General features: G+C 64.4%; 14 protein-coding genes. 8 read left to right on the forward strand and 6 right to left on the reverse strand.

Annotated elements, in window-relative coordinates; translation table 11 throughout:
* Positions 1-64 precede the first annotated feature (64 nt).
* On the forward strand, positions 65-1,276 hold the full coding sequence (locus DOM36_RS07415; protein WP_198651229.1) for an OprD family porin: 1,212 nt from the start codon (positions 65-67) through the stop codon (positions 1,274-1,276).
* Positions 1,277-1,315: 39 nt separating this feature from the next.
* Here the strand turns inward: DOM36_RS07415 and DOM36_RS07420 are convergent, their stop codons facing one another.
* Both DOM36_RS07420 and DOM36_RS07430 read right to left on the reverse strand, forming a co-directional pair.
* On the reverse strand, positions 1,316-2,263 hold the full coding sequence (locus tag DOM36_RS07420; RefSeq protein WP_110642289.1) for a LysR family transcriptional regulator: 948 nt from the start codon (positions 2,261-2,263) through the stop codon (positions 1,316-1,318).
* 189 nt (positions 2,264-2,452) lie between these two features.
* A complete protein-coding gene (locus DOM36_RS07430; RefSeq protein WP_110642291.1) occupies positions 2,453-2,836 on the reverse strand; it encodes an RcnB family protein in 384 nt (127 codons plus the stop codon).
* Between the two features lie 242 nt (positions 2,837-3,078).
* On the opposite strand from DOM36_RS07430, the gene DOM36_RS07435 reads away from it, so the two are divergent.
* The 3 genes from DOM36_RS07435 to DOM36_RS07445 all read left to right on the forward strand — a co-directional run bounded on the left by DOM36_RS07435 (position 3,079) and on the right by DOM36_RS07445 (position 5,242).
* Positions 3,079-4,308, forward strand: coding sequence for an MFS transporter (locus tag DOM36_RS07435; protein WP_157958590.1), 1,230 nt, complete (start codon positions 3,079-3,081; stop codon positions 4,306-4,308).
* A gap of 5 nt (positions 4,309-4,313) precedes the next feature.
* Positions 4,314-4,868, forward strand: a complete 555-nt coding sequence (locus DOM36_RS07440; protein ID WP_110642327.1) for a DUF924 family protein — start codon at positions 4,314-4,316, stop codon at positions 4,866-4,868.
* 80 nt (positions 4,869-4,948) lie between these two features.
* Positions 4,949-5,242, forward strand: coding sequence for an NAD(P)H nitroreductase (locus tag DOM36_RS07445; protein ID WP_075569433.1), 294 nt, complete (start codon positions 4,949-4,951; stop codon positions 5,240-5,242).
* Between the two features lie 13 nt (positions 5,243-5,255).
* On the opposite strand, the gene DOM36_RS07450 is transcribed toward DOM36_RS07445, so the two are convergent.
* Both DOM36_RS07450 and DOM36_RS07455 read right to left on the reverse strand, forming a co-directional pair.
* Complete coding sequence (locus DOM36_RS07450; RefSeq protein WP_075569434.1) at positions 5,256-5,855, reverse strand: LysE family translocator; 600 nt, start codon at positions 5,853-5,855, stop codon at positions 5,256-5,258.
* Complete coding sequence (locus tag DOM36_RS07455) at positions 5,855-6,631, reverse strand: alanyl-tRNA editing protein (RefSeq protein WP_110642295.1); 777 nt, start codon at positions 6,629-6,631, stop codon at positions 5,855-5,857. The genes DOM36_RS07450 and DOM36_RS07455 overlap by 1 nt, the downstream gene beginning before the upstream one ends.
* Positions 6,632-6,776: 145 nt before the next feature.
* On the opposite strand from DOM36_RS07455, the gene DOM36_RS07460 reads away from it, so the two are divergent.
* The gene (locus DOM36_RS07460; RefSeq protein ID WP_110642297.1) at positions 6,777-8,174 is read left to right on the forward strand and encodes a PLP-dependent aminotransferase family protein; all 1,398 of its coding nucleotides are present in this window, start codon (positions 6,777-6,779) and stop codon (positions 8,172-8,174) included.
* Position 8,175: 1 nt separating this feature from the next.
* Here DOM36_RS07460 and DOM36_RS07465 read toward each other — a convergent pair whose 3' ends face one another.
* Positions 8,176-9,165, reverse strand: coding sequence for a D-2-hydroxyacid dehydrogenase (locus tag DOM36_RS07465; protein WP_075569437.1), 990 nt, complete (start codon positions 9,163-9,165; stop codon positions 8,176-8,178).
* Between the two features lie 172 nt (positions 9,166-9,337).
* Between DOM36_RS07465 and DOM36_RS07470 the strand changes: the two genes are divergently transcribed.
* From DOM36_RS07470 to DOM36_RS07480, 3 genes are all read left to right on the forward strand, one after another.
* On the forward strand, positions 9,338-9,907 hold the full coding sequence (locus DOM36_RS07470; RefSeq protein WP_110642299.1) for a histidine phosphatase family protein: 570 nt from the start codon (positions 9,338-9,340) through the stop codon (positions 9,905-9,907).
* Between the two features lie 197 nt (positions 9,908-10,104).
* Positions 10,105-11,181, forward strand: coding sequence for an ABC transporter substrate-binding protein (locus DOM36_RS07475; protein WP_157958591.1), 1,077 nt, complete (start codon positions 10,105-10,107; stop codon positions 11,179-11,181).
* 74 nt (positions 11,182-11,255) lie between these two features.
* Positions 11,256-13,361, forward strand: coding sequence for a TonB-dependent siderophore receptor (locus tag DOM36_RS07480; RefSeq protein WP_110642303.1), 2,106 nt, complete (start codon positions 11,256-11,258; stop codon positions 13,359-13,361).
* A 233-nt stretch (positions 13,362-13,594) separates the two neighbouring features.
* On the opposite strand, the gene DOM36_RS07485 is transcribed toward DOM36_RS07480, so the two are convergent.
* Complete coding sequence (locus tag DOM36_RS07485) at positions 13,595-13,888, reverse strand: XRE family transcriptional regulator (protein WP_110642305.1); 294 nt, start codon at positions 13,886-13,888, stop codon at positions 13,595-13,597.
* Between the last annotated feature and the right edge of the window lie 245 nt (positions 13,889-14,133).

Below are 14,133 nucleotides of genomic sequence, written 5' to 3' on the forward strand. Positions count from 1 at the left end.
AACAACGCTTCTATCGACAACAACCCTGCTCTCGATAGCAACGCCTGTCGCGGGCACCTGCACTTTGGCATTGACTCTGGCGCTCGCCGCGCCAGCCCAGGCCGATTTCCTGGCGGACAGTACCGCTTCTCTGGAGCTCAAGAACTACTTCATCACCCGCGACTATCTCGAGGGCGACAGGGACGACAACAAGCGCGAGGAGTGGGCGCAGGGCTTCCTGTTCCGGGCGGACTCCGGCTTTACCGAAGGCCCGGTCGGGTTCGGCGTCGATACCATCAGCATGCTGGGGGTGAAACTCGACTCGAGCCTATCCCGTTCCGGCACCGGCCTGCTCAAGATCGACGACGATGACCGCGCCGAGGACGATTACACCAAGTTCGGCGCCACCGCCAAGATCCGCGCCGGCGACAGCATACTGCGCTACGGCTACCTCGAACCGCGTCTGCCGTCGCTGCGACCGAATGCCAGCCGGCTGTTCACGCAGTCGTTTCTCGGCACCCAGATCACCTCGACCGACATCGACGGGCTGGAGCTGACCGCGGGCCAGCTCAACCGCACACGCCAGCGCGACGAGACCGACTACGAGCCGATGGCGCTGAATCGCAAGAGCGGCGCCTATGGCAAGGCCACCAGTACCCGCTTCCAGTTCGTCGGTGGGGAGTATCATCTCGGTAAGCGCGGGCGGCTCGGCTATCACTACGCGCAGCTGGAAGATATCTACCGCCAGCATTACGTTGGAGTGAGCGACGGCATCAATCTCGGTTCGGGTCGGCTGGGCGCCGATATCCGTTATTTCGACGCCAGCGAACAGGGCGCTGCCGAGGCCGGCGAGGTGGACAACCGCGCCGTCACCACGCGGCTGCGCTATCGGCTGAACGGACACACCTTCAGTGGTGGCTATCAGTCCCAGTTCGGCGACACCCCTTTCACCTACCTGAGCGGTACCAACGTCTACCTGTTTTCCCAGTATCAGATCAGCAACTTCACCGAGACCGACGAGCGGGTCTGGCACGCCCGCTACGACTATGAGTTCTCACGATTCGGGCTGCCGGGACTGACCTTCATGGTTCGCTACGCCATGGGCGACCAGGCCAGCGTCAACGGCTTCGACGGCGAGGCGCGGGAGTGGGAACGGGATGTCGATATCGAGTACATCGTTCAGGGCGGCTGGCTCGAAGGGTTGTCACTGCGCTGGCGCAACGCCTCACGCCGCGCCAACTTCACCCGCGACGTCAACGAGAACCGCATCCTGCTCGGCTATACCCTGAAGCTGTAATACGGTCGGCCCCGGCACCGCCAGGCGGCCCTGTCCGACTCAGGGGAGCAGCGTCACACCGTCATGGAACGCGCGGTCCTGCTGGCCGCGTGCCTCGAGCGTTTCGCGCAGTGTATCGATGAAGCGCCGCGCGATGGGGCGCTGACCCGCCGGCGGCAGGATACAGGCGTAGGTCAGCTCGGTGGCGGGGGTGATCGGGCGCATCACGGTGCCGCCGCCCTCGTTGTCAGCTCCCGCAGTGGCACCGCAGCAGGCCAGATCGAGCAGCCCCAGCCCGAATCCCGCTTCGACGAAGCGCGGCACCAGTTGCGTCGAGCCGACCTCCAGTGCGATTCGGGGCTTGCGTCCGATCCCGTCGAACAGTCGATCCAGCCGCTGGCGCCAGATCTGCTGCGGCTTGAGCGTGACGAAGGGCGAATCGACCAGTGCCTCGACCGGCACGCGTTCGAGCGCCGCCAGCGGATGGGTCGCCGACATCAGCACCTGGGTGGTCGCCTGCAGCAAAGGCTCCACTGCCAGCTCGACGATGGCGTTCTCCACCGGCAACGAGAGCAGGCCGACGTTGTAGCGCCGCGATCCGACCTGGCGCTCGACGTCGAAGCGACTGCCGATATCGATCTTGCAGTTGAGCTCGCGGCAGCTCTCGCGCAGCCGGGCGATCGCCGCCGGCAGCAGCGTGGCGCCGATGGGCGCGGAAGTGATGATGCGCAGGCTCTCGACCGTCTGCTGGCGGATCTCGCCGGCGATGGTAGGGATCTCCTCGACGGCGTTGAGAATGTGCTCGGCTTCTCGATAGAAGCGCTCGCCTTCCAGGGTCAGCAGCAGTTTCTGATGGGTACGCTCGAACAGCGTCAGCTTGAGCTCCGCCTCCAGCGAGGCGATCAACCGGCTGGCGGCGGGCTGGCTCAGGTTGGCCGCCTGCGAGGCCGCCGACAGCGAACCGTGCAATACGGTCAACCGGAAAAGTCTGAGAGCCTTGAGATTCATGGGAGGTCAACGGCGCCAATGGAGCGAAGCGAAGAGCCTACCAGAAGCCGGGAGAGAGACACTGCCGCTTTGGTGGCAAGCGGCGTGACGCCGAGGCACGAAGCACGAAGCACGAAGCACGAAGCACGAAGCACGAAGCACGAAGCACGAAGCATCGTCTCCGATCAGCGCCCAGCACGATCGACGTGATCAACGATTCAGAATGATCGCCGTGATCACGCCGGTGGCAACAGCCGCCAACACGTAATCGCCGTCGATGTTCAGCCAGCGGTGTCCTCGCGGCGGCTCCCGCAGGTGGCGAGCGTGCCAGTCGCGGACCCAGTAGCGATCGTCCCGATAGTAGTGATCGGCAAGGTGGCCGCCCTTGTACCAGCCGCGATGATCGTCGCGATCACGGTCGCGACCGCCGCCATGTCGGTCATGGTGATGTCTATCATGATGACCGTGGTCGTGGTCGTTGCCACGACCATTGCCATGACCGTGTCCATTGCCATGGCCCGGATTGGCCTGGGCGATTCCGGCGGTGCCCAAGGCGGCAATCATGACGCCAATCGTCAGTGCACGATGTTTCATGGAAACCTCCTTATGTCGCCGTCCCCACGAAACGGAAAGAAACGAAACGAACAGCGAGTGAGTCAGAGAATGCACCAAGCTTGACGCGGCAATAAGAAAACAGCGTTCACGAATTGTGCAACTCGCGCCTGTCCCTCGCCGATGAGCGGTGTCCGCCGAAAAAGTCGGCCCATGGACCGCAGCGGCTCGCACTTAGCGTGCTAAGATCGCGAAATCCTCCTCCTCCGCCCGGACTTGCCGACGTGTCAGTGACCGCCCCTCGAGCCGCAGCACCCACGCCTTGGCCCACCATCGTGCTGCTGGCGATGACCGCGTTCTGCGCCGCCGCCACGCAACGAATTCTCGATCCGATCCTGCCGCGTCTCGCCGAGGTCTACACCACTACGCTGAGCGCCGCGTCCTGGGCGATCACCGCCTTCGCCATCGTCTACGGCTGTCTGCAGCTGGTGCTGGGGCCGAGCGGGGACCGCTACGGCAAGCTGCGCGTAATCTCGCTGTTTTCCCTGCTCGCCGCCGTGGCCAGTCTGCTGTGTGCACTGTCGGGCAGCCTGGCGACCTTGATCGCGGCGCGCATGCTGGCCGGCGTGGGGTGCGCCGCGGTGATCCCGCTGGCGATGGCCTGGATCGGCGACAACGTGCCCTACGAGCAGCGCCAGGCAGTGCTGGCGCGCTTCCTGATCGGGCAGATCGGCGGCCTCGCCTGCGGCCAGACATTCGGCGGACTGGCCGCGGAACAGGATTGGTGGCAGTGGCCGTTCCTGGCCTACACGCTGATGTTCGCCGCCGCCAGCGGGCTGCTGTGGTACCGCGCCGGCCGTCACGAACGGCCCCGGAAACGGGAACGGGAATCGCTCGGCGTAAGCCTGCGTTACGTGCTGCAGAAGCCATGGCCGCGGGTGGTATTGATCACCGTGTTCTTCGAAGGTGCGGCGGTCTTTTGCGGGTTCGCGTTCGTGGCCAGCCATCTGCACGTCGCCGGTGGATTGCCGTTGACCGAAGCCGGGCTGATCCTGGCGGTGTTCGCTCTCGGGGGGTTGAGTTTCGCGCTGCTGGCGCGACGGCTGGTGCCGAAACTGGGCGAGAGCGGGCTGTGCCAATCGGGCTGCGTGCTGATCGCGATCGCGCTGGCCGCCATTTGCCTGAGGCCGACGCCCAACGTCGCTATCGTCGGCTGCTATCTGTTCGGGCTGGGATTCTACATGCTGCACAATACGCTGCAGACCACCGCCACCCAGATGGCGCCGGAGCGGCGTGGTGCGGCGGTGTCGCTATTCGCCACCGCCTTCTTCACCGGGCAGTCGCTGGGCACCGCCATCGGCGGCGGTATCATTGCGCTGTCCGGCACTACACCGACCCTGGCGCTCGCCGCGGTCGCGGTGCTGCCGGTCGGCTTCGGCTTCGCCCGGCAGCTCCGTCGCCGTGACCGCGCGCTGACCGACTATGCTGCCTCTGCCGACCCGACGATCAGGTGACTGCCGTGACCGCGACTCTTGTTCATCCTCAACAGGTTCTCGACTTCTGGTTCGAGGAATTGACCCCCAAGGACTGGTTTCGCAAGGACGGCGATCTGGATCGCGCCATCGCCGCCCGATTCGGCGGCACGCTAGCGGCCGCCGCGCGTTGCGAATGCTGGCCGTGGCGCGAGACGCCTTCCGGCAGACTGGCGGAGATCCTGGTGCTCGACCAGTTTTCGCGCAACGTGCATCGCGATACCCCGCAAGCTTTCGCCCAGGACCCGCTGGCGCTCGCTCTGGCGCAGGAAGCGATCGCCGCCGGCGATGACGTCAGGCTGCCCACACGGCAGCGAATCTTCGTCTACATGCCATTCATGCACAGCGAATCATCGATCATTCACGACCGGGCGACCGCGCTGTTCGACCAGCCCGGCATGGAGGAGCAGATTCGTTTCGAGCGACGCCACCGCGAGATCATCGAGCGCTTCGGGCGCTACCCGCATCGCAACGCGATCCTGGGTCGAGCGTCGACACCGGACGAGACCGAGTTTCTGAGCCAGCCGGGATCGGCCTTTTAACGGGCCTTGAGCAGGCGAACTTTCTTTTCGGTCTTTAAACGCGCGCTCATGCGGCCCTGCCATTCATCAGGCGCCAATCCATGACGCCGAAGTTCATGCTGCCGCTGTTCGGCTTCTGCGTCGGCTGGCCGGATGCCGAGCCCGATCTCAAACCGCGCATGCCGCAGGCGATGCTGGTCCACGAGAACCGCTACCAGCCGGTCGATCCCGCCGTACTGGCCGATTACGATGGTCAGATCACGCGCTACTACCAGCAGCGCGGCAGCCATCAGCGAGCCGAGATCTGGAGCGCGATGATCCAGCGCCTGATCATCAAGGAAACGCGGCCTTTCATTCTCGACTATCTGCACCAACAGGGCTGGGCGACGCGTTAGCCCCGGCCAGACGTCAACTCACGATGAAGCCCACGCAGGCGGCGGTCGCCAGCCCCATCACGCCGTTGAAAATGCGCCACGCTCGGGGCGTCTTCAGCAGCTTGCCGATCGCCATGCCAAACCCGGCCCAGCATGAGATGCAGAAGAAGCCGACGATCTCCATGAACGCCGACAGTACCAGGGCGTTGGCGAGCAGTGAGCCGCTGGCAGGCATGAAACCGGCAATCAGCGCGATCCCCATCACCCACGCCTTGGGATTGACGAACTGGAACACCGCCGCCTGCCAGGCGGTCAGCGGGCGCGCCCCTTCCTTAGCGGTCAGGTCCGGCGGCGGTGCGATGGCGATCTTCCACGCCAGATAGAGCAGATAGACGGCGCCGATGATCTTGAGACCTTGCTGCAGCAGCGGGAAACGTTCGAACAGCACGCCCAGCCCCAGCGCCACGGCCATGAACAGCACGAAGCAACCCGCCATGATGCCGAAAATGTGCGGCAACGTGCGGCGATAGCCGTAGAGCGCACCGGAGGCGGTCAGCATCACATTGTTGGGGCCGGGCGTACCGCACATCGAGACCGAAAACAGCGCCACCGAGAACCACCAGCCAAGCGACATCACTGGCCACCTCCGGCATTGCCGCCCGGCTTGAGCCTATCCGACGCCGCCCAGGTGAGCGTGAAGCGACGATTGCGCGCGCCCCGATTCTTGATGCTGGCGACCTGGATCGGGCCGATCTCGGCGGTCGAGGCGACGTGGGTGCCGCCGCAGGGTTGATAGTCGATGTCGCCGATACGCACCATGCGAATCTCGCCGGCGCCGCGCGGAGGGGCCACCGACATCGTCTTCACCAGCTCGGGATGCGCGTCGAGCTCGGCTTCGCTGATCCACTCGCTGGTCACCGGATAGTCGGCTGCGATCAGCGCATTGAGCCGCTCGCTCAGCTCCTCCTTGTCGAAGCTGGCCTCGCCGAGATCGAAATCGAGCCGGCCACGATCGGCACCGATGCTGCCGCCGGTGACGCCATGGGGAACGATCACGGAGAGCAGATGCAGCGCGGTGTGCATGCGCATGTGGGCATGGCGATGCGCCCAGTCGATCTGCTGGGTGACGCTCTGCCCTGCCTCCAGCCCATGGTTCGGGTCGAGCAGGTGGTGGACCTGTCCATTGTCGCCCTTGCGCGTGTCATGAACCGTCAAGGTGCGGCCATCGGCGGTGATGAACACGCCCCGGTCCCCCGGCTGTCCGCCACCGTGGGGGTAGAACAGCGTGGCGTCGGTTACCACGACACCGTCATCCCCAATTGCCCCTGTCGTTGACCCTGTCGTTGACAGCACGGTCGCCAGGCTTTCCCGAGCGTAGGGCAGTTCGCGGAACGTCAAGACGGTAGACATCGGACACCTCTTCAGAGAATCAATCGATACCCGGGAATCATTTTTCATAAATCGTATGGGTACAATTTGTTGACTTTGTGGCTTTAAAGCCGAACAATTCGAGCATAACCGCCTTATTTATTCGGTCAACTCGATTATTGTCACCATGACAATCTGGATCCCTCGACTCCCCGGACATGGCCCCCGCTATCGCGAGCTGGCCGACGCCATTGCCGCCGCCGCTGCCAGCGGAGAACTGCCGGCGGGCGCCAAGCTGCCACCGCAACGACGCCTGGCAGACGCCCTCGGCGTCACCGTCGGTACGATCACCCGTGCCTACGCGCTCGCCGAACAGCGCGGCGTGGTCAGTGCACGCGTCGGCAGCGGTACCTACGTGCGCGACGCCGGTGCGCCCCACCAGGCGTTCGACCACGTCCGTCGCGCCGCGCCGGACAGCGGCATCGTCGATCTCAGCCTGTCGCTGCCGCCGCCCCACCCACAACGCGAGGCATCGCTGGCCAATGCGATGCGCTCGATTCAGCACGACCCCGAGCTGCTGAGGGCAGCCATCGATTATCAACCCGAAGCGGGCCAGCACTGGCAGCGAGAGGTGATCGCCGGCTGGCTCGCAACGCTGGGACGCGCCGTCCCGGCGGATGAGCTGTTGATCAATCAGGGCGGCATGCACGGTATCTACCTGAGTCTGAGCGCCCTGTTGTCGCCCGGCGAACGGCTGGCAGCCGAGCGCCTGACCTATCCGGGCCTGATCAGCGGCCTGCAGCAACTCTCGCTCAAGAGCGTGGCGGTCGCCCACGACGAGGAAGGCATCGATATCGACGCGTTGGCCCGCGCCTTCGAGCAGCAGCCGTTCCGCGCACTCTACGTCATGCCCGACTGCCACAATCCGACCACCGCGCGTCTTAGCGAGGCACGCCGGCGGGCGCTGGTGGCGCTGGCGCGGGAGCGTCAGTTCTGGCTGATCGAGGACGACATTCATCCTCAGCTCGATGCCGAGCCGGTGACACCGCTCTACCGGCTGGCGCCCGAATGCACGGTGACACTGTTCTCGGTCGCCAAGGTGCTTGGCGGGGGGCTGCGCGTCGGTGCCATGCGTGCGCCACTGGCGCTGCACGGACGGCTGACGGCGGCGTTGCGGGCCCAGAGCTGGATGCCGCCACCGCTGATGGCGTCACTGGTCTGTCGCTGGATCGAAAGCGGCGATGCCGAGACGCTGCTGCGCTGGCAGCGCGACGAGCTCGAGTGGCGTTTCGATCATGCCATGGAGAGGCTGGGGGAGTTCTCCCCGCGCGGTCGCCGCGGTGGGTTCTATCTATGGCTGCCGCTGCCGGGCGAGCTGCGCACCAGCCATGTGGTCGCTCAACTCCAGGCGCAGCAGGTCAACGTCAGCAGCGCCGAAAGCTTCTGCCTGGGCAGTGTTGCCGCGCCGCAGGCAATCCGCGTCTGTATCAGCGCCGCCGAAAGCCGCGAGGCGCTGATGCGAGCGCTGGAGACGATCGCCTCGACGTTGGGTGACCCGGATCCGATGCTATGGCAGACCGTGTAGATCAATAGCCCAAGCTCGTATCGACTCGGTTCTCGAGCGGCCGGTCGTCGAGATAACGTTCGACGTTGGCGAAGAAGAAGCGCAGGCAGCGCGGTACGTAATCGGCGTCGTAGAGTCCGCTGTGCGGCGTGACGATCAGGTTGCGCGTGGTCCAGTAGGGCGAATCCGCCGCCAGCGGCTCCTCCGGGAACACGTCGAGCACCGCACCGCGCAGTTGACCCGCTTCCAGCCGTTTCGCCAGCGCGGCCACATCCAGCACCGGGCCGCGGCCGATATTGATCACCCCCGCGCGCGCCGGCATGGCCGCCAGTTCCGCCTCGCCGACGATATCGCGAGTATCGGCGGTCAACGGCAGCGTGATCAGCAGAAAATCGGCGCCCGCCAGCGCTTCCTTCAGCCGGCTTTGCGGCAGACTGACATCGGCGAGGGCGTGATCCCGGCCCGAACGGCTGATGCCGATCACTCTCAGGTTCAGCCGCTTTGCCGCCTCGGCCGCGGCGCTGCCCAGCGCACCCATGCCCAGGATCACCACCGTCTTGCCGTCGATGGGCTCGATCGCAGTCTGCGCCCAGTGTTTCTCGCGCTGTTGGGTCACGAAATCCGGCAGCCGGTTGTTGAGCATCAACAGTGCCGTCATCGAGAACTCCCGGGCCCGCACCTCGTGATTGCCCTTGGCGTTGGTCACCAGTACCTCGGCGGGCAGGCGGTCCAGGGGAATTCGATCGACCCCGGCACTGGTGATATGGATCCAGCGCAACCTGGGCGCCCGTGCCGCCACGTCGGCGATATCCAGCTTGCCCACCAGAATCAGCACCTCGGCATCGGCCAGCGCCGCATTCAGCGCAGTCTCGTCGTGGCTGAAACTTAGCGTGATACGCGATCCCAGACCCTCGAACTCGCCCAGAATGTCGAGTACGCGCTGATCGGCGAAGTCCTTCGACTGGCGAAAATCGGGGTCGGTGTAGATATGGATATCGAGCGTGGTGGACATGGGCATTCCTTATGCGGTTCACGTCGGGTCGGGCATGGCATGACAATCAGGCAGATCGCCGGATCATCACCAAGGGTTACCGCAAAATCCCCTAGCCGGCAAATCGTCACTCGCCGAATCGATTAGAATCGGATCACTGCGTTCACGCCCGACTTCTTGCCAAGGACCTGCCATGCCTGCCCTGATCCGCCGCCCCTTCGTCTTCCTTCGTCACGGCCAGAGCACCCGCAACCTCGAACGCCGCATCGGCGGCCAGCATGACGTGGCGCTGACGCCGCAGGGCGAAGGCGAAGCGAAGCGCGCAGGCGAGCTGCTGGGGGACATCGACTGGTCGCTGGCGGTGTCGAGCCCGCTGCAGCGGGCCTACCGCACCGCCGAACTGGCGCTGGGCCGCGCACCGGACCGGATCGTCGATGGGCTGATGGAACGCCACTGGGGAGACCTCGAAGGCCAGCCGATTCCCGAGACGATCCCGTATACGAGTACGCCGCCTGGTGGCGAATCCTGGCAGACATTCGTCGAGCGCATCGCCACCACGCTCAATGCGCTGCTCGACGAAGCCGAGACGCCGCTGATCGTCGGCCATTCGGGGCTGGTTCGCGCCGTGCGTGGCCTGACCCACGGCAGCCCGGCCGGACCTCGCTCGGCCAATGCGATCCCGCTGTGGATTGCACCGGAAGGCATAGAAAACTGGGTCATCCGCCCCTTCGAGCCGACCGACCGGTTATCGGCTTGCCGCTGACGGCCATTGGCATTGACCCCTGACTCGACACAAATGATAATGATTCGCTTTAATCAACTAGAAGAAAAGGGATCATGGGATTATCACCGGGCCGCCGAAACGCGAGGGACACACTCAGGATCTGGCTCAGAATCTGGCTCGGAATCGGGCTCGGTATCGGCTGGCTGACAAGCACGGCGCAGGCGACAGAGTATCCGGTGACAGTGACCGATCTCGCCGGGCGCGAGGTGACCCTTGCCGTCGCCCCCGAGCGCCTCTTTCTCGATAATCCGCGCCACCTCTTTGCCCTCGCGGCACTGTTGCCCGATCCCGTATCACGCATGAGCGGCTGGCGCGGTTCGCTGGAGAGCTTCGACCCCGTGGCGCAGGCGCGTTTCGCTGCGGCCTTTCCCGCCCTGTCCGATTTGCCGACGCTGGGCAACAACGGCAATGCCATGCCCAGCGCCGAAGCGCTGATCACCCTCGATCCGGATCTGATCGTCGCCGATATCTCGCGCCATGCCGAGCTGCGCCAGACACCGCTGCTGGATCAACTGGCGGCGCTGCAGATTCCGATCCTGTTCATCGATTTCCGCGAGCATCCTCTCGACGACACGCAGCCCTCGCTCGAGCTGCTGGGCCAGGCGCTGGATGCAGAATCGCGCGCCTCCGCCCTGATCACGCGACTGCAATCGGCGACCGCCGCTGTCGACGACTGTCTCGATGCCGTCACCCGGCGGCCCAGCGTGCTGATCGATATCGCCCCGGGGCTCAAGGTCGACTGCTGTCGCAGCAACTTCGATTCGGGTCTCGCCGACCTGGTGGACCATGCCCGGGGCGACAACATCGCCGCCGGCATGAGCCCGGGCACCGAAAACGTGCTCAACCCCGAGACCATCCTCGCGCGCGACCCCGACGTGATCATCGCCACCGCCGCCCAGTGGGCCAAAAGCGGCTCGATTCGGGCCGGCTTCGGTGTCGCGGAAAGCGATACCCAGGGCGACATGGCCGATGTCGTGGCCCGCCGACCGGGTTGGTCGGCGCTATCGGCGGTCAACGACGGCGGCTTCCACGCGATCTGGCATGGCTACCACCAGGGGCCGTTCTCGGTGGTCGCCCTGCAGGCCATCGCCGGCTGGCTGCATCCGCAGCAGTGCGGCGCCCTCGATCCGGCAGCGACACGACGCGAACTCTATCGAGACTTCATGCCGATCACCGTCGACGGCACGTTCGAGACGACCTATCGCGCGGTTCCTTCATCACCACACTCATCGCCAAATTCATCGCCACATTGAACGCTCGCCTTCGTCACGGGCCACGGCCAAAACGTCAGTCAGAAAACGACAATTCAAACCAGGGAACCCACGCCATGCCCCCACGCCGCCTCTCCAGCGCCGCCACCTTGGCGGTACTGCTGATAGCCGCCCGAGCCAGTAACGCGGATGACGCTCTTGCACCGATGGTGGTGACCGCCGCCACCGTCCCATCGCAAGCGGAAGGCTATCAAGCGACGCGCTCGAACCTGGTCAATGGCCGCCCAACCGACTTCCTGAGCCAGGCGCGAACGGTCGACCAGATCAGCTCACAGATGCTCGAGGATATCGGCGCCGATTCGTTGACCGATGCCATGGCCTACATCAACGGCGTGACTCTGGGCAATACCATGGGTGGAACGGAAGCCGGGTTCATCAAACGCGGCTTCGGCAGTAACAGCGACGGCTCGATTCTGCGCGACGGCATCCGCCAGCCGCGCAATACGTTTGCCACCTTCACCACCGAGCGGGTCGAAGTGCTCAAGGGCCCGAGTTCGTTTCGCTACGGCATTCAGGAGCCTGGCGGGGTGATCAATCTCGTCAGCAAGAAGCCGCAGTACGAGTGGCAGCGCACCATCAGCGGCAAGGGCACCTCTTTCGGCGGCGGCAATGCCAGCGTCGACGTCACCGGGCCGCTGGGCGACAGCGGTGCGGCGTTTCGCTTCATCGTCGGGCAGCAGGACGAGGAGTACTGGCGCGACTTCGGCAGCCATCGTCAGACCGTGGTGGCGCCGTCGCTGAGCTGGGAAGACGACGATACCCGACTGTGGTTCGCCTATGAATATCGTGATTACGACCTGACCCTGGATCGGGGCACCGCCTTCGTCGATGGCAAGGCGGTCGACGTGCCACGCAAGCGCCGATTCGACGAGAACTGGTCGCGGGTGACCGGCCACGATCAGTCGTTCACGGCGCGCTGGGAGCAGGATCTGAACCCGGACTGGACCAGTCGCCTGATCTACGGCTGGAACCGACGCCAGTACGACGACGGCCAGCCGCGGGTGCTCAGCGTTGCCGAGGATGGCACTGCCACCCGGCGCGCCGATGCCAATCACGGCTTCGACCGGCGGGTGATCTATACCGCCGCCGAGCTGCTCGGCGACGTGACCCTGGCCGGCATTCGCCACGAAATGACCGTCGGCATCGATCATGAGCGACGCCGCGACTATCTGGCCGACCGCTATCGCGGCGCTACCGATACGATCTCGATCTACGACCCCGACGACGGCGACCTGACCCTGGACGGCGCCACCTATCTCGACAGCACCAGCCATCGTCTCGACGAGATCGACACCACCGGCGCCTATGTCGACGACAATCTGCACTTAGGCGAACGCTGGATTCTCGGCCTGGGTGGACGTTTTCAGCATACCGAGCAGTATGGCGGTCAGGGTCGGCCGTTCGTGGTCGAAACCGACACCCAGGATGACGTCTTCCTGCCCCACGCCAGCCTGCTCTACAAGCTGACGCCGCAGACCTCGCTCTACGCCAGTTACAGCGAATCGTTCGTTCCCAACCAGCCGGATGCCGACACCGGTCAGCGCTTCGATCCGGAAACGGGTCATGGCTGGGAAGCCGGGATCAAGCAACGTCTCCTCGGGGATCGGCTGCAGGCTTCACTGGCCTATTTCGAGATCACCAAGGAGAACGTCGTCGTCAGCGACAACGGCGTGTCGCGGGCGGTGGGCAAGAGCGGTTCGAAAGGGATCGAGCTCTCCGCCCAGGGGGAATTGACCGAGCGGCTATCGGTCCTCGCCAACTATGCCTACACCGATGCCGAAGTGCTCGACGATGGCTCGGAGAATACAGGCGGCGGCACCGAAGGCAACGCGCTGCCCAACGTCGCGCGTCACACCGCGTCGTTGCTGCTATCGCAGGCGCTCGCAGTAAACCCCGATTACGGTCGTTGGCGAATCGGCGGCGGCGTGCGCTACGTCGGCGGCCGCGAGGGCGACAGCGACAACAGCTTCAGCCTCGACGACTACACCGTGGCGGACGCCTTCGTCGCCTGGGACAACCGCTGGCTTGGCGACAACACCCATCTCCAGCTCAACGTCCACAACCTGTTCGACACCACTTACTACCCTTCCAGCGGCGGCGATACCCGGGTGGTGGTCGGCGAACCGTTGGAGGTCACGCTGCAGGCCAGCGTGTCGTTCTAATCGGCGAGGTCGCGGCAGCGGCACGATTGGGGAGATCCGCTGGGCGACCTTGAAACAAGCTAGAGCCTTAGACTTGCCGCGCTGACCCGCGACGTCGTGCTGCCCCATCGTCTAGCAGCGTTTGAAGCGCGCCTGATTGCACGGAGTCCAGGAGCTCAATGGAATCCCTGTCCGATGCTCGACTCAGGGACTTTCGAGTCATTCCAGCGCCAGCCATGAGCCTGTCGTTCGTCTCAAGCTGGTGCGGTTTTGTCTTCTAAGACGCTGATATCGATCCGGTAATGCGCATGCGTGGAAAGGTTAACCAGCGCATCAAGACTGAACTTGCTGACTCGACCCTTCAGCAAATCATTGACGCGAGGCTGAGTCAGCCCCAGGCGACGGCCAGCTTCAGCCTGACTCACGTTCCAGCTTTTTACCCGCTCGCCAAGAATCATCATCAGCTTGGACCGCAGACGCATGTTTGCCGCTTCCTCAGGGGTATCCTCGACAGCGTCCCAGATGCTTGCGAAACGCTCGTTAGCCATCTCTCTATCCTCACTTTCATACTGCTGTATGCCGGTTGGAGAAAGGCACATCGGAAGACGTGATCTCTACTTTCGGCTTTTCGAGGGCTCGGGCGGCAGCTCTTTGAATCGCTGCTTGCCTAGCGCCAGATCCTTGGGAGCCGTCTTCTTGAATCGCCCCTAGTTTCGTAGACACCTCCAGGCCTTATACTGAAGGCAGCAGGAGGTTCCATGAGCCGTCAACGATACACCGAAGAATTCAAGAT

This window comes from Salinicola sp. CPA57, assembly GCF_003206035.1.
GTDB classification, from domain to species: Bacteria; Pseudomonadota; Gammaproteobacteria; order Pseudomonadales; family Halomonadaceae; genus Salinicola; species Salinicola socius.